Annotated in this window: 20 protein-coding genes and 1 pseudogene; 10 read left to right on the forward strand and 11 right to left on the reverse strand. The window is 65.0% G+C overall.

Annotation, left to right across the window (positions count from 1 at the left end):
• Nucleotides 1–213 precede the first annotated feature (213 nt).
• From imuA to ACW4E8_RS15315, 3 genes are read left to right on the forward strand one after another with little or no spacing between them, the layout of a single operon-like run.
• Nucleotides 214–1,104, forward strand: a complete 891-nt coding sequence (gene imuA / locus ACW4E8_RS15305) for a translesion DNA synthesis-associated protein ImuA (RefSeq protein ID WP_456805259.1) — start codon at nt 214–216, stop codon at nt 1,102–1,104.
• The gene (locus tag ACW4E8_RS15310) at nt 1,037–2,608 is read left to right on the forward strand and encodes a Y-family DNA polymerase (protein ID WP_456805260.1); all 1,572 of its coding nucleotides are present in this window, start codon (nt 1,037–1,039) and stop codon (nt 2,606–2,608) included. Before imuA ends, ACW4E8_RS15310 begins: the two co-directional genes overlap by 68 nt.
• Nucleotides 2,605–6,024 carry an error-prone DNA polymerase gene (locus tag ACW4E8_RS15315; RefSeq protein ID WP_456805261.1) on the forward strand — a complete coding sequence of 1,140 codons (3,420 nt, stop codon included), beginning with the start codon at nt 2,605–2,607 and terminating at the stop codon, nt 6,022–6,024. The genes ACW4E8_RS15310 and ACW4E8_RS15315 overlap by 4 nt, the downstream gene beginning before the upstream one ends.
• 49 nt (nt 6,025–6,073) lie before the next feature.
• On the opposite strand, the pseudogene ACW4E8_RS15320 reads toward ACW4E8_RS15315, so the two are convergent.
• Nucleotides 6,074–6,447 (reverse strand): annotated as a pseudogene (locus ACW4E8_RS15320) (DUF1484 domain-containing protein).
• An 847-nt stretch (nt 6,448–7,294) separates the two neighbouring features.
• Here ACW4E8_RS15320 and ACW4E8_RS15325 point away from each other — a divergent pair.
• Both ACW4E8_RS15325 and ACW4E8_RS15330 read left to right on the forward strand, forming a co-directional pair.
• A complete protein-coding gene (locus tag ACW4E8_RS15325; protein ID WP_456805262.1) occupies nt 7,295–8,119 on the forward strand; it encodes a class I SAM-dependent methyltransferase in 825 nt (274 codons plus the stop codon).
• Between the two features lie 79 nt (nt 8,120–8,198).
• Nucleotides 8,199–9,008, forward strand: coding sequence for an alpha/beta fold hydrolase (locus tag ACW4E8_RS15330; protein ID WP_456805263.1), 810 nt, complete (start codon nt 8,199–8,201; stop codon nt 9,006–9,008).
• Nucleotides 9,009–9,637: 629 nt separating this feature from the next.
• Here ACW4E8_RS15330 and ACW4E8_RS15335 read toward each other — a convergent pair.
• The 3 genes from ACW4E8_RS15335 to ACW4E8_RS15345 form a co-directional block, all read right to left on the reverse strand.
• A complete protein-coding gene (locus ACW4E8_RS15335; protein WP_456805264.1) occupies nt 9,638–10,333 on the reverse strand; it encodes a dienelactone hydrolase family protein in 696 nt (231 codons plus the stop codon).
• A gap of 63 nt (nt 10,334–10,396) precedes the next feature.
• Nucleotides 10,397–11,023 (reverse strand): cysteine hydrolase family protein, encoded by a 627-nt coding sequence (locus tag ACW4E8_RS15340; RefSeq protein WP_456805265.1) that lies wholly within the window; start codon nt 11,021–11,023, stop codon nt 10,397–10,399.
• Nucleotides 11,024–11,067: 44 nt separating this feature from the next.
• Nucleotides 11,068–11,889, reverse strand: a complete 822-nt coding sequence (locus ACW4E8_RS15345; protein ID WP_456805266.1) for an alpha/beta fold hydrolase — start codon at nt 11,887–11,889, stop codon at nt 11,068–11,070.
• A 56-nt stretch (nt 11,890–11,945) separates the two neighbouring features.
• On the opposite strand from ACW4E8_RS15345, the gene ACW4E8_RS15350 reads away from it, so the two are divergent.
• The 3 genes from ACW4E8_RS15350 (at nt 11,946) to dmeF (ending at nt 14,707) form a co-directional block, all read left to right on the forward strand.
• A complete protein-coding gene (locus ACW4E8_RS15350) occupies nt 11,946–13,097 on the forward strand; it encodes a helix-turn-helix domain-containing protein (RefSeq protein ID WP_456805267.1) in 1,152 nt (383 codons plus the stop codon).
• A gap of 318 nt (nt 13,098–13,415) precedes the next feature.
• Entirely contained in the window at nt 13,416–13,691 is a 276-nt protein-coding gene (locus ACW4E8_RS15355) for a metal/formaldehyde-sensitive transcriptional repressor (RefSeq protein WP_456805268.1), read from the forward strand.
• A gap of 41 nt (nt 13,692–13,732) precedes the next feature.
• Nucleotides 13,733–14,707, forward strand: coding sequence for a CDF family Co(II)/Ni(II) efflux transporter DmeF (dmeF, locus tag ACW4E8_RS15360; RefSeq protein ID WP_456805269.1), 975 nt, complete (start codon nt 13,733–13,735; stop codon nt 14,705–14,707).
• Nucleotides 14,708–14,914: 207 nt separating this feature from the next.
• On the opposite strand, the gene ACW4E8_RS15365 is transcribed toward dmeF, so the two are convergent.
• Nucleotides 14,915–15,637, reverse strand: a complete 723-nt coding sequence (locus tag ACW4E8_RS15365; protein WP_456805270.1) for an MgtC/SapB family protein — start codon at nt 15,635–15,637, stop codon at nt 14,915–14,917.
• 247 nt (nt 15,638–15,884) lie between these two features.
• Nucleotides 15,885–17,321, reverse strand: coding sequence for a carbohydrate porin (locus ACW4E8_RS15370; RefSeq protein WP_456805271.1), 1,437 nt, complete (start codon nt 17,319–17,321; stop codon nt 15,885–15,887).
• Between the two features lie 755 nt (nt 17,322–18,076).
• On the opposite strand from ACW4E8_RS15370, the gene ACW4E8_RS15375 reads away from it, so the two are divergent.
• Together ACW4E8_RS15375 and ACW4E8_RS15380 are read left to right on the forward strand one after the other, a co-directional pair.
• Entirely contained in the window at nt 18,077–19,219 is a 1,143-nt protein-coding gene (locus tag ACW4E8_RS15375; RefSeq protein WP_456805272.1) for a 3-deoxy-7-phosphoheptulonate synthase, read from the forward strand.
• 291 nt (nt 19,220–19,510) lie between these two features.
• Nucleotides 19,511–20,305 (forward strand): SDR family NAD(P)-dependent oxidoreductase, encoded by a 795-nt coding sequence (locus ACW4E8_RS15380; protein ID WP_456805273.1) that lies wholly within the window; start codon nt 19,511–19,513, stop codon nt 20,303–20,305.
• Between the two features lie 82 nt (nt 20,306–20,387).
• On the opposite strand, the gene ACW4E8_RS15385 is transcribed toward ACW4E8_RS15380, so the two are convergent.
• The 5 genes from ACW4E8_RS15385 to ACW4E8_RS15405 form a co-directional block, all read right to left on the reverse strand.
• Complete coding sequence (locus tag ACW4E8_RS15385; RefSeq protein WP_454744105.1) at nt 20,388–20,843, reverse strand: nuclear transport factor 2 family protein; 456 nt, start codon at nt 20,841–20,843, stop codon at nt 20,388–20,390.
• Between the two features lie 488 nt (nt 20,844–21,331).
• Nucleotides 21,332–22,333: a Bug family tripartite tricarboxylate transporter substrate binding protein gene (locus ACW4E8_RS15390; RefSeq protein ID WP_456805274.1), complete on the reverse strand. Its 1,002-nt coding sequence runs from the start codon at nt 22,331–22,333 to the stop codon at nt 21,332–21,334.
• A gap of 176 nt (nt 22,334–22,509) precedes the next feature.
• Nucleotides 22,510–23,370, reverse strand: a complete 861-nt coding sequence (locus ACW4E8_RS15395) for a MipA/OmpV family protein (RefSeq protein ID WP_456805275.1) — start codon at nt 23,368–23,370, stop codon at nt 22,510–22,512.
• Nucleotides 23,371–23,547: 177 nt separating this feature from the next.
• Nucleotides 23,548–24,744, reverse strand: coding sequence for an amino acid aminotransferase (locus tag ACW4E8_RS15400; RefSeq protein ID WP_456805276.1), 1,197 nt, complete (start codon nt 24,742–24,744; stop codon nt 23,548–23,550).
• Between the two features lie 109 nt (nt 24,745–24,853).
• A complete protein-coding gene (locus ACW4E8_RS15405) occupies nt 24,854–26,248 on the reverse strand; it encodes an amino acid permease (RefSeq protein ID WP_456805277.1) in 1,395 nt (464 codons plus the stop codon).
• Nucleotides 26,249–26,408 lie beyond the last annotated feature (160 nt).

Consider the following 26,408-nt stretch of genomic DNA (forward strand, 5'->3'; position numbering starts at 1 on the left):
GCACGTATCATTCGATAGTAGCTATGTTGCTAAAAATTAATGCTATCGAATTATTTTCTATGGCGGCCGCCGCCCGCCCGTCTCCCTTCCCCGGTGTCCCCCAGGCCACCCCTCGCCGCTACCCCTTGCGCTGGCACCCGATACTGTATAAATATACAGGTATCGTAAACATATTAGTTTCTCGCCGCCCCCGGCGAGAGACGCCAACTCCACATGACTGCGCAATCGCACGCAGCCCCGCCCATGGCGGCGGAGGGCCTTCTTTTCCCTGCGCCGGCGCCCCCGGAGCCTGCCCTGGCCTCGCGCCAGCAGGCGCTGTCGGAGCTCGAGCAGCGCTATCCCGGGCTGTGGCGGGCCGGCCAGCTGGGCCGTGCCGGCAGTGCGGCGATATGCCCGACCGGGTATGACGCGCTGTCGGCGGAGCTGCCCGGCGGCGGCTGGCCGGCGGGCGGGCTGACGGAGTTGCTGACGGCGCAGGGTGGAGCGGGCGAGCTGCGCCTGCTGCTGCCGGCGCTGCGCGCGCTGGCCGGGGCGGGGCGCCGCATTGCGCTGGTGGCGCCGCCTTACCTGCCCAATGCGATGGGGCTGGCCGCGGCCGGGCTGCCGGCGCGCCAGCTCTACTGGATGCGCCCCCCGGCCGGCGCCGGCAAAGCCGCGCAGCAGGCCGACATGCTGTGGGCGGCCGAGCAGGTGCTGCGCAGCCAGGCCTTTGGCGGCGTGCTGGTCTGGCTGCCCGCGGCCCGCCCCGAGGCGCTGCGCCGCCTGCAGGTGCTGGCGCAGGCCGGCGACGCGGTGGCATGGGCGCTGCGCCCGGCCACGGCGCTGCGCGAGTCGTCGCCGGCGGTGCTGCGGCTGCTGCTGGTGCCGCTGCCCGGCAATGTGCTGTCGATCACCTTCCACAAGCGGCGCGGGCCGGTGCGGGACACGCCGCTGCTGCTGCGCCTGGACGGGATGGCGGCGGCCACGCGCGCGGCCGCCTGGCCTGTCCCGGCAGGAGCACCTGCCTTGTCTGAGTCGTCTTCTCCATCTTCTTCCGATGCCGTACTGGATCGCGGTGCACCTGCCGCGCCTGCCCCTGGACGCCCTGCAGCCCAACTGGCCTGAGCTGGCGCCCGCCGTGAGCCCGCCTGCCGCCACCGCCACGCTGCACCATGCGCTGCCGGTGGCGGTGATGGCGCGCGAGCAGGTGGTGCTGGCCAACGGCCCGGCGATGCAGCTCGGCGTGCGCTACGGCATGCGCCGCGGCGGCGTGCAGGCGCTGTCGGCCGATATCGTGCAGCTGGAGCGCGACCTGGCCGCGGAAGCTTCGTTGATGGAGGCGGTGGCGCTGGCGCTGCTGCATTTCACGCCGGGCGTGACCGTCGACGAGGAACCGGAGTCGGCCACGGTGATGCTGGACGTCACCGCCAGCCTGCGCCTGTTTGGCGGCCACCGCGCGCTGTGCCGCGCGGTGCGCGCCTGCGTGCGCCAGCTTGGCACCTTTGCCCAGGTGGGCTCCGGCCCGACCGCGCACGGCGCCGCGTGGCTGGCGCGCCAGCCGCTGCGGCGCACGCGGCGCGGCGTGGTGCGGCCCGGGCGGCGCGCGGTGGGCATGGCACGCCTGCACCGGCTGCTGGACCGCCTGCCGGTGGAGGCGCTGCACACGCTGGCCGATCCGGCCTGGCTGGACGGCATCGGCTGCCGCACGCTGGGCGAGGTGCGGCGCCTGCCGCGCGCGGGCCTGACGCGCCGGCTGGGCCCGGCGCTGCTGGCGCGGCTGGACCAGGCTTATGGCGACACGCCGGCGCGCTTTGTCTGGTTTGTGGCGCCGCCCGCGTTTGCGCAGCGCATGGACCTGCCGGGCCGCATCGAATCCGCCGAGGGCGTGCTGGCCGGCGCGCAGCGCCTGCTGCTGGCGCTGGCGGGCTGGCTGGCAGTGCAGCAGGCCGGCGTCACGCGCTGCGTGCTGGTGCTGGAGCATGAGCGCTACCGGCGCGGCGTGGACACCGACGGCACCGAGGTGCCGGTGGGCCTGGCCCAGCCCAGCCGCGACCCCGCGCACCTGTCGCGGCTGCTGCGCGAGAAGCTCGACAAGCTCAATTTCCACGCCCCGGTGACCGGCCTGGCGCTGCGCGTGGAGGCGATGGCCGCATGCGTGCCGCAAAGCGATGCGCTGTTCCCTGAGCCCGGCGGCACGCCGGAAGACCTGGGCCGCCTGCTCGATACGCTGATGGCGCGGCTGGGCCGCGACAACGTGCTGCAGCCGCGGCCGCTGGCCGACCACCGGCCCGAGCGCGCCAACCGCTGGTGCCCGGTCGACGAGCCCGGCGGCAACAAGGCCGCCAGCCTGCCGGGCCCGCAGCCGGAGCGCCCGCTGTGGCTGCTGCCGCAACCGGTGCCGCTGCCGGTGCAGCGCCACCGGCCCTGCCACGGCGGCCCGCTGGCGCTGCTGAGCCGGCCCGAGCGCATCGAGGCCGGCTGGTGGGACGGCGCGCTGGCCACGCGCGACTACTTTATCGCCGAGCGCGCCGACGGCCTGCGCTGCTGGATCTTCCGCGAGCGTCCGGGCCATGCGGCGCAGGACGATGGCGGCGAGTACCGCTGGTTCCTGCATGGGTTGTTCGCATGAGCGCGCTGTCCTTGCCTGCCTCGCTGCCGGGTTTGCTGCCGGCGCTGCCGGATTACGTGGAGCTGCACTGCATCTCCAACTTCACCTTCCTGACCGGCGCCTCGCACCCGGGCGAGCTGATCGAGCGCGCCTTCCGGCTGGGCTACAGCGGGCTGGCGCTGACCGATGAATGCTCGGTGGCCGGCACCGCGCGCGCGCACGATGCCATCGAGACCCTGCGCAAGCGCCTGCACGACGCGGTGGCGCGCAGCGCCGCACGCGGGGAGGAGGGCGTGGATGAGCCGCTGCTGGACCATGACGAAGAGTCTGACGCCGGCGATGACGATCCCCATGCCTACGCCAGCCGCCACCAGCGGCTGCAGGCGCTGGCCCGCGCTGCCGATGCCTTCTCGCTGCTGATCGGCAGCCGCTTCAGCCTGACCCCGGCCGATGGTTCGGCGCGCGCGCCGCTGCGGCTGGTGCTGATCGCCCAGCACCGCGAGGGCTTCGGCAACCTGAGCGAGCTGATCACGCTGGGCCGCCGGCGCGCGCAGAAGGGCACCTACCGGCTGCATCCCGACGACCTGGCCGCGCCTGCCGCCGACGAAGCGCACCTGCGCGGCATGCCCGGCTGCGTGGCGCTGCTGCTGCCCGACTATTGCGCCGATCCTGAACTGCTGCGCGAGCAGGCCGAGTGGTGCCGCACGGTCTTCGGCGAACGCGCCTGGATTGCGCTGGAACAGCTGCAGGGCCATGCCGATGCGCTGCACCGCGCGCGCCTGGAAGCGGTATCGGCGCAGACCGGCGTGCCGCTGGCGGCGGCCGGCGCGGTCACCATGCACGTGCGCTCGCGCAAGCCGCTGTCCGATGTGCTGGCCGCGATCCGGCTGGGCCAGCCGCTGGCCGAATGCGGCATGGCGCTGGCGCCCAATGCCGAGCAGCACCTGCGCATGCGCCAGGTGCTGTCGCGCCTGTACCCGCGCGAGGCGCTGGCGCAGACGCTGAAGATCGCAGAGTCGTGCGATTTCTCGCTGGGGATGCTGCGCTATGAATATCCCGAGGAACTGGTGCCGGCCGGCGAGACGCCGATCTCCTACCTGCGCAAGGAGGTCGCGCGCGGCAAGCTGGAGCGCTTTCCCAATGGCCTGAAGCCAGAATGGGAAACCCAGCTGGAAGAAGAGCTGCAGCTGATCGAGGAAAAGCATTACGAACCCTTCTTCCTCACCGTGCACGATATCGTGCGCTTTGCGCGCGGGGAGGGCATCCTGTGCCAGGGGCGCGGTTCGGCCGCCAATTCGCTGGTGTGCTTCTGCCTGTATGTGACCGAGGTCAGCCCCGAGCAGGCCAACCTGCTGTTCGGCCGCTTCCTGTCGCGCGAGCGCGATGAGCCGCCCGATATCGACGTGGACTTCGAGCACCAGCGGCGCGAAGAGGTCATCCAGTACATCTACAAGAAATACGGCCGCCACCGCGCCGCGCTGGCGGCGTCGCTGATCACCTACCGCTCGCGCAGCGCGCTGCGCGACGTGGGCCGCGCGCTGGGCATCGACGCCAGTGTGGTGGAGCAGGTGGTCAAGGGCCAGGCCTGGTGGGACGGCGGCCGCGGCTTTGTCGAGAAGATCGCCCGCTACGGGCTCGATCCCGATTCGCCGGCGGTGCAGCAGTGGGCCAGCCTGACCGCGCAGCTGCGCGGCTTTCCGCGCCACCTGTCGCAGCATGTGGGCGGTTTCGTGATCGCGCGGCACAAGCTGTCGCGGCTGGTGCCGATCGAGAACGCGGCCATGGCCGACCGCAGCGTGATCCAGTGGGACAAGGACGACCTGGAGTCGCTGGGCCTGCTCAAGGTCGATGTGCTGGCGCTGGGCATGCTGTCGGCGATCCGGCGCGCGCTGCAGATGATCCCCAACCCGGACCCGGCGCGCGCGGGGCTGCCGGCGCGCATGGAAGACATCCCCAAGGAAAACCCGGACACCTACGACATGATCTGCAAGGCCGAGACCATCGGCGTGTTCCAGATCGAATCGCGCGCGCAGCAATCGATGCTGCCGCGGCTGCAGCCGCGCAAGTACTACGACCTGGTGGTGGAAGTCGCCATCGTGCGGCCCGGCCCGATCCAGGGCGGCATGGTGCACCCCTACCTGAAGCGGCGCGAGGCCTTCCGCCGCACGCAGAAGCTGCCGGTCTACTTCAACAAGGTGATCGAGAAGGTGTTGGGGCGCACACTGGGCGTGCCCATCTTCCAGGAGCAGGTGATGCAGCTGGCCATCGACGCGGCTGGTTTTTCACCGGGGCAGGCCGACCAGCTGCGCCGATCGATGGCGGCGTGGCGGCGGCGCGGCGACCTGCGCCAGCACCAGGATGCGCTGGTGCGCGCGCTGACCGGCAACGGCTACCCGGAATCCTTCGCGCTGGCGATCTGCAAGCAGATCGAGGGGTTTGGCGAGTATGGCTTCCCTGAGAGCCACGCGGCCAGCTTCGCCAAGCTGGTCTATATCAGCGCCTGGCTCAAGTGCCATCATCCGGCCGCCTTCCTGTGCGCGCTGCTGAACAGCCAGCCGATGGGGTTCTATTCGCCGTCGCAACTGGTGCAGGATGCCCGCCGCAATGATGTGCAGGTGCTGCCGGTGGATGTCACCGTCAGCCGCTGGGACAGCACGCTGGAGCCGGTGGAGGCCGATGTCGCTGATGCTGCGGCCCGCATCCGGCCACGCCGGCCGCAGCATCCGCGCGTGCGCCTGGGCCTGAGCCGCGTCAAGGGCATGCGTGAAGCGGCCGCGCTGCGCATCGAGGCCGCGCGCGCCCAGCGTCCGTTCGACAGCGTCGAAGACCTGGCGCTGCGCGCCGGCCTGGACCGGCACGACATCGACGTGCTGGCCGCCGCCGACGCACTGGCGCCGCTGGCCGGCAACCGCCGCCAGGCCCGCTGGCAGGCGCGCGCCGCCGCCGCGCATGCCGCGCACCGCGACCTGCTGTACGAAGCGCCGCCCGCCGAAGCCGCGCTGGCGCTGCCCGCGCCCCGGCTCGGCGAAGACGTGGCGGCGGACTATGCCAGCCTGGGCCTGTCGCTCAAGTCGCACCCGCTGGCGTTGCTGCGGCACAAGCTGGCGGCCATGCGCTTTGCCACCGCCAGCCAGCTTGCGCGCTGCGCCAACGGCCGCCGCGTGCGCGCCTGCGGCATCGTCACCGTGCGCCAGCGCCCATCCACGGCCAGCGGCACCATCTTCGCCACCATCGAGGACGAGACCGGCTCCGTCAACCTGATCCTGTGGCCCGACCTGGTCGAGCGCCAGCGCAAGGAGGTGCTGGGCGCCACGCTGCTGGGCGTGGTCGGCACCTGGCAGCGCCAGGGCGACGTGCGCCACCTGGTGGCCAAGGAACTGGTGGATTTAAGCCCGATGCTGGGGCGGTTGATGGTGGGGAGCCGGGATTTTCATTGAGACGGACAGCGGACCGTCAAGCGCAAAGCGGTTCCCGTACGCGCCTAGTTCATCGCCAGGCTGCCCGCCAGCAGTTTCTGCTCGGCGGAGAGCTTGCGGATGGCGCCTGCAGGCGGTTGGCGCTCTCGTCCAGCTGTTGCTTGAGCGGCAAGAGCAGGGCGTGGAGGCCGATGCCCTGGGGCATGGCGTCGCTCTGCAGGTCCAGCAAGGTCAGGAAGGACTGAAGGCCGGCGCTGACGCGCAGGATGTCGTCAGTGCTTCGAGGATGTGGTCCTCCAGGGTGACGGCCTTGCTGGGTGGGGGCGGAGCGGCTTTGGCGTGGCGACGGGCCTGGGCGCGGTCCACTTTGGCCAGGTTCTCGGCTAGTTGGGCTTGCTTTTGGGCGAGGGTGGGCTCTTGGGGAGCTGGGGTGTTGCTTTGCATGGTGACCTCCGAACTAAAGGGATGGAGGCCCGTCGTCCGCTGCTAATCGGGTGGGCGGGCACAGGGCAGGGTTAGCAGACCGGCGCCACCAAACCGGCGAGCCCTGAGGCTCCCCCGCCAAGGCCCGCCCGCAGGTGTGGACGTTCGATGGCGCGACGGACAGAGCCGCTCGCGCGGCTCTGTCCGTCGTGTGGTGTACAGGCTGCTAAACCTGATCGCCAATGCATTGGCGACAAACCATTCTCGAACACCCACGCCGGAGGGGCAACGGATCAGACCAATCGGCAACGAATTTTGACATACTGGCCAGGTATGCAGGTCAGAGCGGACCGCAAGTTTGGCCAGAACGTTACCGAACCCGTCCGGCGGGGCGTAGTCATGACGGCCATGAGACGTTTAAGGTCGGGGCGGCACGAGCTGTTCGAGTAAGGACCGGCGGAGGTCGCTTGTCGGCCATGAGCAGTCGTTCACGACGGTCCGCTTTCTGCCGCCCCGCCAGGACATTGCATCAAGTGGGCTACGCACCGCCATGCCACCGAGTTGCAAGACGTGGGTAGGCCAGAAGCACGACCTTGAGCAGCATGCTCGGCGGGTAAGCCGGTGCGCCGGTGTCGTCGTTCGCGAAGCGAGCATCGAAACTCGACAAGTCGATATCGTGATCGAGTAGGTGCTCCAGCGCGTGCTGGTGTCGATCGTCTTGTAACGGGCCACGCGGTGCACCGTCGTTGCGATGCGCATGCCTTGCAACATGTGTGCCGTCCAGACATACTTTGGCGATGGTTTTTCTACAACCTCGTTAGGCGTCGCAGAAAACGCAGTTCCCCTCCCACACAGACGAAGACTTGGCATGAACACAATGACACCAGAAATGCAAACTCTGAAGTCCCGCCTCAAGGCAACCTGGGAAGACGGCGACTACGCTCACTTTGCAAAGGAGATGGAGGCTGGGGCCGCCGAGTTCTTGTCGCGGCTCTCGGTGCCTGCGGGCACTAAGGTGCTCGACATCGGCTGCGGCGCCGGTCAGACAGCCCTTCCAATAGCCAAGCGCGGAGCGCAAGTCACTGGAGTCGATATTGCGAGCAATCTCATCCTCGCCGCGCGATCGCGCGCTGTGGACGCTGGCGTCGACGTCCGGTTCGACGAAGGGGACGCGGAGGAGCTCCCTTACCCGTCCCGGTCCTTCGATCTGGTCTTGTCCCTCATCGGCGCAATGTTCGCTCCACGGCCAGACCTTGTGGCCTCCGAAATGCTGCGCGTTTGTCGCCCGGGCGGCACGCTCGTCATGGCCAACTGGACTCCTGAAGGATTCGTTGGCCAGATCTTCAAGACCATGGCGAAGCATGTCCCACCATCACATCTCATGCCCTCACCGCTACTCTGGGGCAACGAGGCTGTCGTTCGCGAGCGATTCGGCACCGGCGTCGTGTCCCTCACCGCGGTCAAGCACCAGTATCCGTTCCACTACGGGATGCCCCCAGCGGACGTTGTGGAGTTCTTTCGCATGTACTACGGTCCGACGCGCAGGTCCTTCGCAGCGCTTGTTGGCGACGCGCAGGCGCGCCTCCGATCTGACCTGGAAGCGCTCTGGAGTTCGCACAACATGGCCACAGACGGAACGACCAAATACACCGCCGAGTACCTGCATGTCACGGCCGTCCGCGGCGACGCCTAACGTTGGGCGTCATCGAAGCCTACCCATCATCGATGAACCCGGTTCTAGTAGTCGATCACGCTTCTCATGGAGGACTCGAATGCCAATCCTCTGCAAAGGTGAGCTGTCAGTCGATTACCTTGACGACGGCGCCGGCCCTGCTGTCGTGCTGGTTCACAGCTCGGTCGGCGGGAACAAGCAATGGAGGCGGCTTATCGAAGCCCTGCGTCCTTCGTATCGATGCTTCGCCCCGAACCTGCTTGGCTATGGACTCACATCCCCGTGGCAGGCTGGGCGTAAGCAAACGCTTGCGAACGCAGCCGAAGTTACTTTGGCGCTTTGCGAAACGATTCCGGGTTCGATTCGCCTCGTCGGGCACTCTTGGGGCGGCGCCGTTGCACTCGCAACCGCCAACAAGCTGGGCCCTAGAGTGTCCCACTTGGTGCTCTATGAGCCCATGCTATGTGGACTGCTGCACGGCCACCGCAGGGCCAAAGCTTGGTCCGAAGCACTAGATATTTACACTGCCGTGCAAAGGCTGGGCGATGCCAAAGAATGGGAGGCCCTGGCTGAAGTATTCACCGACTACTTCAATGGCGACGGTTCATGGGCTTCTACGCCAATCGAGCGGCAGCGAATCATCGCCAGCCAGCTCCCGCCGAACCGCCACGAGTGGGACGCCGGTTCACAGTCGAGGACAGCGCAAGACTTCCGTGGTGTTACCGCGCGGACATTGATACTCTGTGGTTCCCGGACCCGCCTTGTGCTTGAGGAGACTGCTGACGTGCTCTGCCAGGAGTTTTCTCATTGGCAACTGCGCGAAATTCAGGACGCCGGGCACATGGGACCGCTTACCCACGGCACGATCGTGAACGCCGAAATTCAGTCCTTTCTGGCAGTAGCGCCGTGACGCTAACCCCTCTACAGGGACTTCCCCACAACAGCAAGAAACTGACCGATAGGGTGGCCTGTTGGGAATCGCCTACAGTCGTATATCCGGCATCTTCAGTGGGCTCTGTGGTGGCCCGTGCCGATATGGAATCTGCTTCACCGAAGCGCCAATCGATACAAGCGGCTGCGTGGGAGCCGGAAGAGTTATCGGCGTCAGTCGGTGTCAGGTGGACCCTACTGGCCATGATGGTCGATCTGACCTGCCGGTCGGCCAGAAAACCGCCACAGGCTCCTTTGGGTCGGCAACGGCCTGCCGGAAGAGGACGCGCCGATAGGCATTACCACACGCAGGGACAAGGATTCAGTGTCAGTGGAGGTTCACCGCCAGGGCGACCCGATTCCCCCTGGCTTGCTTGCTCGAGTTTTTGATCCATTCACGCAAGCCTCATCCGCCGAAGCTGACACGACGATCCAAGGGAGCATCGGGGTCAACGGCGCCGTCCCCGGGATCTTTGCCGCAACGGGACAAACCTGCCTTGCCGGCTCGCATCCGCGTCTACTCGGTAGGATCGACGGCGGCAGGACTGGCTCGACTTCGGCTAAGCGCCGTGCCCGGTCCCGCCGGGCGGAGCGTGGTTGCGGCGCAGGCTATGGCATAGCCTGGAAGAACGAAAGCGTCCGGGCATTGGCCCGCTCGGCGGCGTCGGCGACGTAGTGGACGCCCTGGTTTCGCGCGAAAGCGTGCATGCAGCCGGGATACGTGTGTATCTCGACATTGGACTTGTCCGACAGCGCCGCGACGATCCGCGCCCGCGCTTCCGGCGGCACGAATTCATCTTCCTCGGCGATATGCATCAGCAGCGGCGTGGTGAATGTCGCGGCCTCGCCGAGATGCTTGTCGATGCCGACACCGTAGTAGGAGACAGCCGCTTCGGCATTGGTGCGGACTGCGGTCAGGAATGCCAGCAGTCCGCCAAGGCAGTAGCCGACCGTGCCCACGCCGCCGGTAATGCCGTCCAGCCGCCGCGTGAACTGGATGGTCGCATCCAGGTCGCCCACGCCCGCATCGACATCGAAGGCCTGGTAGAGTGCCAGGGCCTTCTGCCATTCCGCATCGCTCTTGTCGGTGAGTTCGACGTTCGGCTCCTGACGCCAGTAGAGATCCGGGCAGATGGCGGTGAAGCCCTGTTGCGCGAAATGATCGCAGGTGGCGCGCATGTCATCGTTGATGCCGAAGATCTCCTGGATCACCACAATGGCCTTGCCGCTTGCCGCTGATGTCGGCCTGGCAAGGTAGGCCCGGAAGTTGCCGTCCGGAACGTCGATCGATGTGTACTCGCCCATGATGCCTCCTGTTATGCGGGGGGGTGCCCATGCGGGCAGCCGTCAATGTAGCGCAATTCCCCGTCAGCGCGCACCCAGCGCGGCGAGCAATTCGGCGGTGGTCAGGATGGCATGCGCGAACGTGGGCCCGTTGATCTCATGCGCGGCATGCAAGGCTTCCGGCGAGAATGCCGCGGTTGCGTCCCGCACCAGGGTCACATGGTAGCCAAGTTCCGCCGCGAACCGCCCCGTGGCTTCGATGCAGGTGTTCGCCAGCAAGCCCACCAGGATGACCTGCCGGATGCCGTGCTGCTTGAGCTGGAAATCCAGGTCCGTGTTAGCGAAGCCGCTGCCGCCCCAGTGCTCATGGACAATCACGTCGCCGCCCATGGGGCGGAAATCAGGATGCCATTCCCCGCCCCAGGTGCCTTCGGCAAAGACCTGCGCGCGGCTGGCACCGACCTGGTAGGGGCTAGCGTGCTGCCAGCCGAGATGCTCGTCCGGGCGGGCGCGATGGTGGGGCACATAGAACACCTGTATGCCGCTTGAACGCGCCGCGCTGGTCACCGCACGCAGATTTGCCAGCGTCCCGAGTTTGTCCGCCACCGGCTTGGCCAGGCCGTTCAGCTTGCCGCCCTCGCTCAGGAAATCGTTGTACGGATCCACCAGCAGAAGCCCGGTGGACTCGCTGGTGTAGGCGGGTCCTGTCATGATCGTCCTCCCTGGCACTGGCAATCGTGCCGTTGCGACACTGGTCAGCGTTGCACGAACGCCAGCAGATCGTTGTTGATGAGATCCGGATGGGTCGTGCACATGCCATGCGCCAGGCCCTTGTAGACCTTCAGGGTGCCGTTGCGCAGCAGCTCCGCGCTCAACAGGGCCGAGGCCCCGATGGGCACGATCTGGTCGTCGTCGCCGTGCATGACCAGCACCGGCACGTCGATCGCCTTCAGGTCTTCGGTGAAGTCAGTTTCCGAGAACGCCTTGATGCAATCGTATTGGGCCTTGACCCCGCCCATCATGCCCTGTCGCCACCAGTTGTCCTTCACGCCTTCCGAGACCTTCGCGCCGTCGCGGTTGTAGCCATAGAAGGGCACCGGCACTTCCTTGTAGAACTGGGCGCGGTCGGTGGCTACCCGCTCGCGGAAGCCGTCAAACACCTCCATCGGCAAGCCCCCCGGATTGGCGTCCGTCTTGACCATGATCGGCGGTACGGCACCGATCAGGACCGCCTTGGCCACGCGCCCGGCGCCATGCTTCGCGACATAGCGCGCCACTTCACCGCCGCCAGTCGAGTGGCCGACATGGACAGCGTCCTTCAGATCCAGGTGCGCAACGAGCGCGGCCACGTCGGCGGCGTAGGTGTCCATCTCATTGCCGGTGGCGGTCTGCGTGGAGCGGCCGTGGCCGCGGCGATCGTGCGCAATGACCCGGAACCCCCTGGCCAGGAAGAAGTGAAGCTGGGCATCCCAGTCGTCGGCGCTCAGCGGCCAGCCATGATGAAAGACGATCGGTTGCCCCGCGCCCCAGTCCTTGAAGTAGATCTCGGTCCCGTCCCTGGTTGTAATCGTTCCCATGGCTTGCTCCGTCTGAAGGGGATTGGAAAGCCCGCGGCGGCTCGAGGACCCGACGTGTGCGATCGTCGCTGGCGGCATGGCAGCCTGCTTCACGGTCGGGAACCATCGCGGTGACGGTCATTATTCTCCTGGACTCTGGCCAGACGCTACGTAAAATCGGCAAATCGGATTGCGCCTTGCCGAGCCTGCGCCAGGTGTCAGCTATCCCGCCGCAGGGGCACTCCAATCCACTTGAGCGCAAGAGGGTGACGATGAGCAAGGCCAGCTATGCGCAGTTCGATGAATTCGAAGCGTCACTGTATGGCGTAAACGGCAGGTACATGCTGCGCTCGGCGCAGCGACGGGACTGGCGCCTGCGTGTGCTCGAACTGAATGGCGTTGCCTTGATGGCCGGACAGGAAGGCGCCGCGACGATCTACAGTGGCGCAGGCATGCCGGGATGCTTCAACCTGTTCCTGCCGCTGAGCGGACATGAATGCACGGTGGTCGACGGGCGCCGGTTCGACCGCCACGCAATCGGCTGGATGGCGCCGGACCGCATGTTCCATATCGACGCCAGCCGCCCGGCAAGCTGGATGACAATCTCCATGTCATGCGAGCTCGTCTGCCGGTGGATGGCGGCACACGCCGACAATGCCGACTTGTCATTTCTCGCCCGCAATCTTGTCTTGACCGGCGGTCCAAGCCTGGGCGCCTTGCTTGCGCTGACCCGGCGCCTGCTCTTCATCGATGATTGCCAGTCTACCCAGCTGCATCACCCGGCTGGCGAGCAGACCGCGCGCAGCGAACTCCTCCGGCTCGCGTTCAACACCCTGCTGCCGCTGGCCGCGCACAGCACCGACACTGCCAGGCACCAGAATCACCGTCGCATCCTGAGCCAGGCCATGGATTTGCTGGCAGCGGCGCGGCACACGCCCATCCTGCTTGAAGACCTTTGCGCAGCCACCGGTGCCTCGGAACGTACCATTCGCAACGTGTTCAACCGGTACGTCGGCATCAGCCCCCACCGGTATCTGGTGCTCCACCGCTTGCACCACGCGCGCCAGGCGCTGTTGCATGCCAAGGCAGGCGAGACGGTCACGAGCATCTGCATGCGCTTCGGGGTCTGGGACATTGGCCGCTTCGCCATGCAGTACCGCCGGCTGTTCGGCGTGCTGCCCAGCCAGACGCTGCGCGCGTCGCATCTCGGCATGCAGGCGCCACGCTAGGCCGATGCCCGGCCTGGGCGCCTACTCGAAGAACAGCTCGAAGACTTGCGTGCGTAACCACTGGATGGCCGGATCGCGGTGGTAGCGCGCACCAGATGGGTCAAGCCCTCGCGTCTGGAGGCTCGGTGGGGACACGAAGCGCCGCCGATCCCATATTTGTTGACCGGATTCGGCCAGTTCCGGCCATCCGGCAGCGAAGTATCGAGCGTCCGAAGTGAGGCTGGCACCGGACATCCAAGTTCCTCTCGGCGAACGATGCCGGACTGGCACGACAAGTTCGGATAGTATACCCCCCTATACTATATTTTGATCTGCGCCATGAGCCACACCATTCACGACAAGCAAAAGCTGCTCAATCGCGTCCGTCGCATACGCGGGCAAATCGATGCCATCGAGCGCGCCTTGGAAGACGAAAAGGGATGTATGGACGTGTTGCAGCAGATCACGAGCTGCCGCGGTGCCATGAACGGCCTTCTGACGGTCGTTCTGGAAGAGCACATTCGCACGCACCTGGCCGATGCCGAGCCAAGCGAGAGCGGCGAGGCCAATGCCCGGGAACAACTCATCGAAGTGGTTCGGAGCTACTTCAAGTAACCGCGAGCGCCGAACTTCCGGCACGAACTTCCGTTTTCATCATGCACACTCAAGATCTCTCTCCCTGGACGCACACTCACGTCTTTGATTCCGGCAATGATGCGGCGGAGCGCGGAACGCGCCTCGTCATGGTGATTACTGCCGTCACGATGTTTGTGGAAATTGCCGCGGGCATGTGGTTCAACTCGATGGCGCTGCTCGCGGACGGATGGCACATGAGTTCACACGCACTCGCGATCGGACTTAGCGCGTTTGCCTATGCCGCAGCCCGCCGATACGCTAATGACACGCGCTTCACCTTCGGCACCTGGAAGATCGAAGTGCTTGCCGGATTTGCAAGTGCAATCTTTCTCCTGGGAATTGCAGCGTTGATGGTGTTCGGCTCCGTTGAGCGCATGATCAGTCCGCAGGCTATCCACTACAAGGAGGCCATGGCCGTTACGGTCATTGGCTTGGTTGTCAATCTCGCCTGCGCTTTGATCCTTGGCGGCGCCCACGACCACGGTCATGACCACGGCAACCATCATGGTCACGACCATGGCACGCATCACAAACCTGAGGCCGGGCACGCGCATCATGATCTGAACCTGCGCTCGGCCTACATCCACGTGCTCGCCGATGCGGCAACCTCCGTGCTCGCCATCCTCGCACTCGCAGGCGGCTGGTTCCTGGGCTGGAGTTGGCTTGACCCGGTCATGGGCATTGTTGGTGCGGTGCTGGTCGGGATCTGGGCATTCGGCTTGCTACGACAGACCGGCGTTGTGCTACTCGACCGTGAAATGGATCACCCTGTCGTGGAGGAAATTCGGGAGGTTCTTGAAGAATTCAATGTGGGGCCAGAAGGAACGCAGGTCGCGGATCTTCACGTTTGGCGAGTCGGCAAAGAGAAATTTTCCTGTGCGATCAGCCTGGTCACGCACGACGCCACATTGTCGGCTGCACAGATCAGGAACGCGTTGCGCATCCATGAAGAGATCGTGCACGTGACTGTCGAAATCCATCGCTGCGCGGACTGACTGAGCTGCGAGCCGCTGTAGAAGCCATCGCACTAGTGCACCCATTGTCCGAGGCAATGCTAGGGCACCTTGCCAAGCTTTGCGGTTGCCAGCGCTGGGTTGAACGACCGCGCCAACGTGGCTAGCGGCCGTTCAATCCAGCATAGCCGATCGTCCGACAAGGGTTGCGGATGCGCTCCGGCAAAGCAAAGGTCGTACCGCAGCAATTCACTCAGTGGTGCTGGGGCTCCAGAACGCCTGACTGACAGCACTGGACTCTGCTAGTAGCGCCACAACGTGATCGAGCTTTTCCCCGTCGACCGAGGTCGCCATCAGCACGGCCTCGATCTCCACGTCGTCGGTACCAAAGGCGTGAACCACCAGGTCGCGGGTGGGATGATGGCTGTCCTCCAGGACCTCATCCAACAAGCGCATTGCCTCCTTCTGGCGCTCCCGGGGTGCGATGACATAGACGGTATTGGTGACCTCCACGGCGGGAGTATCGATGGGCTGACGGTTGATGCGGTCGACCACGGGGCGCAGCAGCGTATTGGCAGCCAGCACGAACAGGCAGCCGACCGTAGCCTCCAGAAGCAGGTCCGCGCCGGCACACGCGCCTATGGCTGCCGAGCCCCACAAGGTGGCAGCGGTGTTGAGGCCGCGCACGTTTCCTTCTTCCCGCATGATCACGCCGGCGCCAAGGAAGCCGATTCCCGAGACCACGTAGGCGACGACGCGCACGGCACCATCGTGCCCTGCCAGCCGGTTGGCCATATCCACGAAAATGGCCGCGCCGACCGCCACCAGCACATTGGTGCGCAGGCCAGCGGTACGTTGGCGGTACTGTCGTTCGTAACCGATTACCGCACCCAGCACGAATGCCGCGGCCACGCTGATGCTGGTATCGACGAGCGAATCCAGATTGATGTTTTGGATAGCTTCAATGGTCATGTCTCACTCGTGGTCAGAGTCGGGTTCAAGGTAAGCAGCGTCAGCTTGAGGGCAGCCAGGTTGCATTAGCTTTCAAGCGAAAACCGCTCCGTATGGTCATCGTACGAGAAGATCTCCGCATAACGCCCCCATTCAATGATCGCCTCCAGCGTCTGCTTAGTCAGCTAGTTGGCAGGCGCAGCGCAGCTACTAGGGTCGTCGTCCATAATGGTCCCTCCTGTTCACCGGGAAGTTACCGCTCTGCGCCTCAGAACTCGGCGTGGAACCGAACGCCATAGAATTTGGCCGGCCCCCGATCCCGGTTGTAGCCGGGGTTGCGGATGTACTGGAAATTCGGGCTGACGCTGAAGTACTTCAGCAACGCCAGGCTGTAATAGACCTCGAGCACTTGTTCCGGCCCATAGCGCAGCGCACCATCGCCGAGGAACGCTCCCAGACCGCCGGCTGCCAGGTAGTCCCGGTGCGGTGATCGCAGCATGTTGACGGCCATCGCCACCCCGAGTTCGTCATTGGGCCGCCCCCAGGACGTGCCTTTCAGCGTGCCGCCGCCGGCGATCTGCTTGCCGATCTCGGTAAAAGCGTAGGTTTCCGTCTTGTCGTCCGACATATTGGCGCGGAAGAACACGCCCAGCGAATCATTGACCTCCTGCAGCAACGTAATGCCCACGCCCACCTTGGCATGTTCTGCGCGCACGTCGGCAACGTCGGGCGTCACGTTGTTGGCCTGCCCGAATGCGATGGCATCGCTGAACTTGCCCATCTTCGCTTTATTGCGCCAGAGCAGCAGGCGCGCCGCACCGGGACGGCCAGCCAGGTTATAGCGCTTTTCCAGCTCGAGGGTGTCGCCGTAGTGCTCAAACATCCGTGTGTCGAGCTTCAGCCCGTTGGATTCCAGCGGTTGCAGGAAATGGCCAAAGCGCGCCGACCAGCCATCTCCAACGTACTCCAGGGACACGCCCCAGTTGTAGCCCCGCGCATCGGCGGGATAGTCGAACGAGCCATGCGTCAGCGATGACCAGTTCAGGAACTGCGTGCGCGGGTCGGAGCCATAGGGGTTCAGGTCGAAGACGTCGAGCACGCCGAAGTTGCCGGCGGTCAGCACGACGCGCTGCTTGTCGACGGTTCGCGCGAACTGGTTGAAGTCGGCATCGAGCTTCTCCTCGCCGCCACCCAGGCCCCACGTCTGGCGGACAAAGGCCCGGGCCCGGTAGAACGTGGGATTGGTGCCCGACGACTTGGCCAGTTCTCCGTTGGTCAGGCCTCCCAGACCGTGCAGGCCGGAGAAGGGCACGCTCTGCGAGACTTCAGGGTTGAAGTGGAACTCCGCCCCTTGCCACAGGCGCAGGCCCAGATCGAGCGTGCTGGTGAACGAATAGCTCTTGGCCCGTTCCGTGCCGAGGCTGTGCTCGCCCGAATAGGCCGCGCCAAACGATGGCTTGCGCTGCCAGATGTAGGTGGCCTGCCCGTGGAAGGCAAAGCGGTCCTCCATCGGATCCGACGCCGCATTGCCGGAGGCAGCGCGGGGAGCCGGCTGGCTTTCACCGGCGTCCTGGGCATGCGCCGGTGCGAGGCCAATGCCAAGCAGCGCCAGGGTCAGCGCCGCGAGCGTTCGGTGCGACCAATGGATGCCCTTCAAAAAGGTGAGGGCGGAGAAGGCAAACTGAAAACAGGTAATGAACGACATGAGACCTCCCTCACGCGCTTCTATGGCGCGTGTAGGCTCGGGGCGACTGCTCGCGAAGGCCAAAGAACGAGAGCGAACGTCGCCCGCGGCTGCCTTCTCAGTACAGGTCGCAAACAAAAAATCGGGAGGTGGTCACGCAGAGAACCTGCATGGTTGCCACTACCCGCCGGTAACGGCTAGGCAGTGGCGAGATGTCGCCTTGACTGACTAGCCGTTCAGAGATCGGCGTATCGCCGACTAGAACAACAGTCCATGGGGAGAACCCTTAGTGATGACCGGGCGCAGCTTACCAAAATGTTTCATGGGGCCGCAATGGATTTTTCGGAGCCCCGCGGAGGCGGCTGCGGTTTTTCTGCGACACGTGGGGTTCGTCGGCTGAACCGTCAAAGGAAAGGGCAACTGGAGGCGGATCAAGTCAGCGGCAGGCGGCCTGACGTCGAAGTTCCCCCAAAACACCGGGACCGCTGATTGGCTGGTTTGCCAATCGCCATGGTTGGCTTTGCGCAGCGCCGGGCCGATAATCACGACAGTGGCCTCGGGAGGATGCATGACGATAAGGGCTGAGGGGGTGGGAATAGCCAAGTCCTGGCTGGATGCGGCGTTTGCTGACGCGCACCAGCGCGCCTGGGCCGTCCCTCAGGATCCGTCGCCGTCGCTACCTGCCGCATCGCAACGACATATTGCCCGGATTCCGCTGCTGCGCCTGACTGGCACCCGCCGGCGGTCTTCCTGTCCCAGTTCTCCAGGAGCTAGCCATGAATGATCCACAAAAATCCCCGTTGACCATTGCCGAGGGTTGGCAGGCGCCGCCGGACCGCACCAGCGTGACTGACGACGCCCGCGTCGAAGACATCATTCCGCTGCCTCCGCCTGAACACCTGATCCGTTTCTTCCCCATCCGGGGCACGCCTGTCGAATCCCTGGTCAACCAGACGCGCCAGCGCATCTCGCGCATTCTGCGCGGCAAGGATGACCGACTGCTTGTGATCATGGGACCTTGCTCGATCCATGACCCGCAGGCGGCACTTGAGTACGCACGGCGGTTGATGGAGCAGCGGCAGCGCTACGCCGGGTCCCTGGAGATCGTGATGCGTGTGTACTTTGAGAAGCCGCGTACCACGGTGGGCTGGAAAGGGCTGATCAACGACCCCTATCTGGACGAGAGCTATCGCATCGACGAGGGCCTGCGCATTGCGCGCAGCCTGCTGGTTGATATCAATCGCCTCGGATTGCCGGCGGCCGGTGAGTTCCTGGACGTGATCTCGCCCCAGTACATTGGCGACCTGATCTGCTGGGGCGCGATTGGTGCCCGCACCACCGAGAGCCAGGTGCACCGCGAGCTGGCTTCGGGCATTTCAGCACCGATTGGCTTCAAGAATGGCACTGACGGCAACATCAAGATTGCCATCGACGCTATCCAGGCCGCATCGCGTCCACATCACTTCCTGGGAGTGCACAAGAACGGGCAGGTGGCGACGGTACATACCAAGGGCAACCCGGACTGCCACGTCATTCTCCGTGGCGGCAAGGCCCCGAACTACGATGCGGATTCCGTGGCGGCCGCCTGCAGGGAACTGGAAGCGGCCGGGCTCGGCAACTCGCTGATGGTGGATTGCAGCCATGCCAACAGCAGCAAGCAACACCAGCGGCAGGTCGATGTTGCGCGGGACGTGGCGCAACAGATCGGCGGCGGCAGTGAATCCATCTTCGGGGTAATGGTCGAGAGCCATCTATTCCCTGGCGCACAGAAGTTCACCCCAGGCGAGCACAGTCCGTCCGCTTTGTCATACGGACAGAGCATCACCGACGCGTGCATCGGGTGGGACGACTCGGTGGCAGTGCTGGATGTGCTTAGTGAGGCGGTCAATCTGCGCCGTGGGCTGGATTCGAAGCCGTAGGAAAGGCGTCAGGACGCTTCATGCCTCCAGTATCCGGGATAGCAGCTGACAGCTCGGTTGGAGGTGTCTGCGGCCCCAATGTCTCAGTGCGCTCTCCGAACCGCCATCGACGTCAGCCTGGCGGCGGCACTTCCGCCGGCGACACGCCGCGTCCACTATAACTAACGGACACAGGCGGGGACGGGCGTGCCCGTCCAACTCGGAATGTCCTGCAGAATGTCTGCCAATCGGCCTGTCTGGCGTGCTGCGTGGGCATGGCTGGATATCACCAGGCTACCGAAGGAGAGCGACATGTCCGAGACAAGCAAGGTAGTCCTGGTGACGGGTGCTACCGGGGGCATCGGGAGCGCCGTCTGCTTACGGCTGGCGAACTCAGGCTATTCGCTGATTCTTGCCGCGCGCGACATTAGCAAGCTGCAAGCCGCCTGCGCGGCGCTGGAGAGGCCGGGCCTCTCTTCATATCGCTGGATCTCCGTCGACATGTCCAGTGATGCCTCTATCGCATCTTTTTCCCATGAGCTTGCGGCGGACGGCACCGTTCTCGACGGTGTCGTATTGATGCCCCCCCAAATGCGGCCCACGGGCGATTGCCAGCCTCCAGCGGACACGTGGCGACAATTGTTCCAGAGCAACTTTATCGGCCCGCTCGAACTTCTCAAGAGCGCGATCTCCACAATGCGGCCGGAGCCCTCCCAAGGACGCCGGGCAAAAATTGTCATCATTTCTGCCATCACCTCAGTGCAAGCCCTTGGAAACTACGCCACCAGCAATGTCCTGCGTTGTGCCTGGCTGGCTCAGGCCAAGACGCTCGCTATCGCGATGGGCGAACGAGGAATTCACGTCAATACCCTCTCCCTCGGGGGCACCCTGACCCCAGACTATGTGGCATCGATTGGCCTGCGCGCCACCAAGGCTGGCGTGACCTTCCCTGAACGGTTAGCCGAGGAAACATTGAACATCCCCTTGCGAAAGTATGGAAGGCCTGAGGAGGTCGCCCTGGCGGTCGAAGTCTTGTTATCCCCCTTCTCCGACCACATGACTGGCGTGAACCTGCTGCACGATGGCGGATTCACGAGAGCCTATTGAGTATTACACCAGCGAAGCAGCGTCCCTTTTCGGCCATGGTGCGTCGTTGGTCCCCGTAAGTTCGAAAATGCCAGCAAAATGCTTACTTGCTCTCTGCTCGCGTTACCTGCCACGCGACAACCTTCCAGTTTCCTTTCTGGTTGACCCAAACCACCGTTCTGCGAAGGTTGATCGGACCGAACGGTTGTCCGCTGAGCGACCCTTTGAAGGTGAGCAGAAGGTGAACGACCGCCGTATCACCGTACACATGTATCGTTTTCTCCCGGACGTCAATTGACTCGTATTTTAGAGAGCCGGACTTGAGATCCGCGATGTCCTGATCCTTTGTGAACAGCTTGCCGTTGCCGTGGACGATTGTGGCGTCGTCGGCGTAATACTTCTGATAGAAGTTAGTGTCGCCTTTCAGGTTTGCTTGGATCATCTCATCTGACAGCGCAGAGATTTGCTGCTCGACATTACCGCCTTGTGCTAACGCGAGCGGTGCCGCCAGCGGCCATACAGAGAACAACGCCGACACGACGAGATTAGCCTTTCTCATGAGAATGCTCCTTTGGAGTGCGTTACGAAGAGGAGGCAGCTATTTCCTGGATTGCTCCGTCAACGGTCACGTAGGCCCCCTCAACGAGCGGCCAGGCCAATCTATGACGGAGCCATGGAGCGGCGTATGTACGCTCTCGCACGTAACAAGGGAATTTCGTTGGACAATGTCAGCTCGCCTTTGCCGCTGTTCAAAAAAAATGCCAGCTCTGCGCGGAACTGGCTTTGCTTGATGCTTTGCGATGCCTCGACTGGTCCAGCCATGAATCCGGCAGGGAGCATCGATGGTGACAAGAAAGCGGAGGAGGTGCTTGCAAAGTCTGTCCGCTATGGCCGACCAACTGCCGGAGCGAATGTGTGCATGGATGACCGTTGGAGCCGCAGTCGACAAGAGACCTTCGTTCACCCCGGAAGTCGCCATCCAAAAAAACGTGGCGAGCCTGGTAGCTCGCCACGTTTATACCCGGGCTTGTATCGCGGTCTGCAACCTCAATCCAGCGTAATTTTCCCCGCCTTAACAATCTCCGCGTAGCGCGTAGTATCGCGCTCGATCAGCTTGCGGAACTCTTCAGATGTACCGCCCACCGGCACAAATCCCAGGTCCGTCAGCTTCTTCGTGACCTCCGGGCTGCGCGTGGCCGCGGCGATTTCCTTGGCCATGCGTGCGACGATCGGTTGCGGCGTGCCGGCAGGCGCCATCAGCCCGGTCCAGGAACTCATCACGAAGCCGGGGAAACCTGCTTCTTCCATGGTCGGGATGTTGGGCTCGCCGGGCCAGCGCTTGGCGGAGGCCACGGCCAGCACATTGATCTTGCCCGACTTCACATGCGGCATCGGCACCAGCAGCGGATCGAAGGCGACCGAGACTTCGCCGGACACCAGCGCGGGCAGGATCGGCGCGCTGCCGTTGTACGGCACGTGGGTCAGCTTGAGCCTGGATTCCATCGCCAGGCGCTCGCCCGTCAGGTGCGCGGAGCTGCCGACGCCGCTGGAACCAAAGGTCAGCGTGTCGGGGTGCTTCTTGCCGTAGTCGACCAGTTCGGCGACGGTCTTGACCGGCAGCTTCTTGCTGGAGAACAGGAACAGCGGCAGCTCGGCCATTTCCGCCACCGGCACCAGGTCCGTGGGCTTGTAGCTGAGCTTCGAATACAGCGACATGTTCGCGCTGTAGGCGGCCAGCACCGAGACGAAGGTGTAGCCATCCGGCGCCGAGCGTGCGGCCACGCCGACGCCCAGCGTGCTGTTGGCGCCGGGCTTGTTCTCGATGATGATCGGCTGGCCCAGCCGTTGCGAGACTCTTTCGAACACGACGCGCGAGACGGTGTCGGTGGAGCCGCCCGGTGTGTAAGGCACGATCACCTTGATCGGCTTGGCCGGCCATGCTTCGGCGGCGAGGGCTGTGGGGGCGGTGTGAGCGGCGGCCAGGCCGGCAATGGCCATGGCGGCGAAACGCGCGCTGCGCGATACGCGATGCTTGATGCTGGACTTCAACTACATCTCCTTCCTTGGCTTCTTCGACTATCCCCTTGGTGGGGACTCTGCGGCCGGATATTCCGGCCGGCCAATTATGCGGGACGCAGTTTCGAAGAACCGTGGCGGTACCGCCCAAATCGCGGGCGCGGGCCATCCACTGTGCGATAGCCGCACTGGGCGGACGGCAATCGGCGTCAGAATTCGTAGTTGATCGACAGGTCGAAGACCCCGTTGGTCGACTTGCGCGTGATCGGGCTGTCCGCCGCATCGCCGGCCAGCTGCGAGATCGCGATGTCGCTGGTGGCGAACCAGTGCTTGTTGAAATACCACACCGCGCTGACGCCGAAGCCGTAGGACTTGATGCCGCCGCGCGCATGGTAGGCGGGCCGTCCGGCGCGGGCCTGCGAGTCGCTGACGCCGTACCAGGCGTTCATGTAGCGCGAGTCCGCCAGCGTGACGGTGGGGCCGGCAAACCAGAAGAACTTTTCGGAGCTGCCCGGCAGCGGCATATAGGCGCCGATATCGCCGACCCAGCCGTCGCTGCCGCCCAGGCTGCGGCGCGCGTCGATGCGCAGCACCAGCGGGAATTCCTTCGAGACCGCGTATTCCGCGAACAGCTTGCCTTCCGGCGCCGGGTTGATATTGCCCATGCCGTCCAGGTGCGGCGAATCTTCCTTTGCGCGCCGCCCAAGGTTGTAGGACAGCGCGATCCCCGCGCGCCAGTTCTTGCCCCGCAGCAGGTTCACGCCCAGCCCTTCGCCGATCGAGGCAAAGGCCAGGTCGCGGTAGCGGATATCGATGCTGGGCCCGCCGATGAGGATGTATTCCGACGAGCCGTCGTAGCGCGGCCGCACCATGGCCGCGGCGCCGAGTCGGACTTGCCAGTCGGGGATGGTGTCTTCAAACAGCTTCTGTAGCGGGATGCCGGCGGAGAACTGCCATTCCGCCAGCGGTGCCGGGGTCTGGGCGCTGGCCAGGCCCGGGGCCAGGACGGCGCCGGCGGCCAGCAGCAGGGCAATGCACGACGACGGACGCTTGGGGTAGAGCTCGGTCACGGCAGCCTCCACGCCCGCCAGGCGGGCAGTCGGGTTGCGGGCACGAGGCCCGTGGGCGACATCTTTTCATTGGATGGCGGCGCGCGCAACCCGTGCGGGCAAAAGAAAAGCGGCGCCAGATGGCGCCGCTTTGCCGCGAACTGCCCGCAACGGCGGGCAGATGCATCAACGACTGGCTCAGCCCTTCAGCACATTCCCGATGGCCTTCGCCACGATTTCCACATTGCGCTCGTTCAACCCGGCCACGCACATGCGGCCCGAGCGCAGCAGGTACACGCCGTGCTGCTCGCGCAGGCGCTCGGCCTGGTCGGCGGTCAGGCCGGTGTAGGTGAACATGCCGCGCTGGGTCAGGTAGCGCGACAGGGCCTCGCCGCTGACATGGTCGCGCAGGTTGTGGTGGATCGCCTCGCGCATGCGCGCGATGCGGTTGCACATCTGGGCCAGTTCTTCTTCCCACAGCTGGCGCAGCTCGGGCGTGGTCAGCACCTTGGCCACCACGCGCGCGCCGTGCGTGGGCGGGTTACTGTAGTTGGCGCGCACCGCGCCGGTCAGCTGGCCCAGCACGTTGGTGGCTTCGCCCGCGGTGTTGCAGAACACGCTCAGGCCGCCGCAGCGCTCGCCGTACAGCGAGAAGTTCTTCGAGAACGAGTTGGCCACCAGGCAGGGCACGTCCTGCGCCACCAGCTCGCGGATGGCGAAGGCGTCGTCTTCCAGGCCGGCGCCGAAGCCCTGGTAGGCCATGTCGACAAACGGCAGCAGCTGGTTGGCCTTGAGCAGCGCGATCAGCTGGCGCCACTGGTCCTGGTTCAGGTCCACGCCGGTCGGGTTGTGGCAGCAGGCGTGCAGCAGCACGATGCTGCCCGCGGGGATGGCGCGCAGCGCGTCCATCATCGCGTCGAACTTCAGGCCGCCGGTGGTGTCGTCATAGTACGGGTAGGTATTGACGGTGAAGCCGGCGCGCTCGAACACCACGCGGTGGTTTTCCCAGCTGGGATCGCTGATCCACACCTGCGCCTGCGGGAAGTAGCGCTTGAGGAAGTCGGCACCCACGCGCAGCGCGCCCGAGCCGCCCAGCGTCTGCAGCGTGGCGATGCGGCCGGCGGCGCGCGCCGGCGAGTCTTCGCCGAACACCAGCGCCTGCACCGCGTTGCGGTAGGCCACCAGGCCCGACATCGGCAGGTAGGGGCGCGGACCCATGTCGGCCAGCAGCGCGGCTTCGGCCTTGGCCACGGCCTGCATCACCGGCAGGCGGCCCTCGTCGTCAAAGTAGATGCCGATGCTCAGGTTGACCTTTTCGGTACGCGGGTCGCGCTGGAAGTCCTCGTTGAGCGAGAGGATCGGATCGCCGGGAAATGCCTCGATGTGTGCAAACATGGGATGCGATGGAATTGGGTCGGGGGGCAGCTGCCGCGGCGCAGGGGGCGTCGCGCAACCTGGATTCTAACCGGCGGCGCCCGCAGCCTGCAGGCGCCGCCTTGCCGCTTCAGCGCAGTTGCTGGGCGGCCACGCCGCTTTGCAGTGCGGCGGCCGCGTTCTTCTGGCGCACCAGGTAGCTCAGGCCGAGCACCACCAGCCACACCGGGATCAGGTAGACCGAGAGGCGCAGGCCAGGCGTCAGGTACATCACCACCAGGATGCCGGCCAGGAACACCAGGCACAGGTAGTTGGTGAGCGGATAGCCCCAGCTCTGGAACTTCGTGGCCTGGCCGGCGCGGCGCTTGTCGGCGCGGAACTTCAGGTGGATCAGGCTGATCATCGCCCAGTTGATGATAAGCGCCGACACCACCAGGCCCATCAGCATCTCAAAGGCCTTGCCGGGCATGAAGTAGTTGATCACCACGCAGGCCGCGGTGGCCACGGCCGAGAACGCCAGTGCCGTCAGCGGAATGCCGCGCTGGTTGACCTTGAGCAGCGCCTTGGGGGCGTTGCCTTGCTGCGCCAGGCCGTACAGCATGCGGCTGTTGCAGTACACGCCGCTGTTGTAGACCGACAGCGCCGCGGTCAACACCACCACGTTCAGCACGTTGGCCACCCAGTTGCTGTTCAGCGCGTGGAAGATCAGCACGAACGGGCTGCCGCCGGTGACCACGTTCTCCCACGGGTACAGCGACAGCAGCACTGCCAGCGCGCCCACATAGAAGATCAGGATGCGGTAGATCACCTGGTTGGTGGCCTTGGGGATGGTCTTCTCGGGAGAATCCGCCTCGGCCGCGGTGATGCCCACCAGCTCCAGCCCGCCGAACGAGAACATGATCACCGCCATGGCCATCACCAGGCCGCCCATGCCGTTGGGGAAGAAGCCGCCGTGCTGCCACAGGTTGGCCACGCTCGCTTGCGGGCCGGCATTGCCGGACATCAGCAGGTAGCCGCCGAAGCCGATCATGCCGATGATGGCCACGACCTTGATGATCGAGAACCAGAACTCCATCTCGCCGAAGGACTTCACGCTCGACAGGTTGATCACGTTGATGATCACGAAGAAGGCCAGCGCCGAGACCCAGGTCGGGATCTCAGGCCACCAGTACTGCACGTAGATGCCAACGGCCGATAGCTCGGCCATGCTCACCAGGATGTACAGCACCCAGTAGTTCCAGCCCGACAGGAAGCCCGCGAAGTGGCCGCAGTACTTGTCGGCGAAGTAGCTGAACGAGCCGGCGACAGGCTCGTCCACCACCATCTCGCCCAGTTGGCGCATGATGAAGAACGCCACGATGCCGGCGATCGCATAGCCCAGCAGGACCGAGGGGCCCGCCATCTTGATGGTCTGGGCGATGCCCAGGAAAAGGCCGGTGCCGATGGCGCCACCCAGCGCGATCAGCTGGATATGCCGGTTCTTCAGGCCGCGCTTGAGCGTGCCGTCATTGCTGCTTGAATGCATTCAGTTGTTTCCTCTACCCATTCTCATGGAATGCGGGCCCGCGCCTCTGGCTGTTTGGAGTCGGACGCTTGGGCCGGGGGACGTCACCACCCGCGCGGCAGGGTCACTGCCGCGAAGGAGGTGTGCGCGTTTCCGGAACCGGCTGTGCCCGTCAAGGGCT

It is taken from the genome of Cupriavidus sp. CP313, assembly GCF_054072015.1.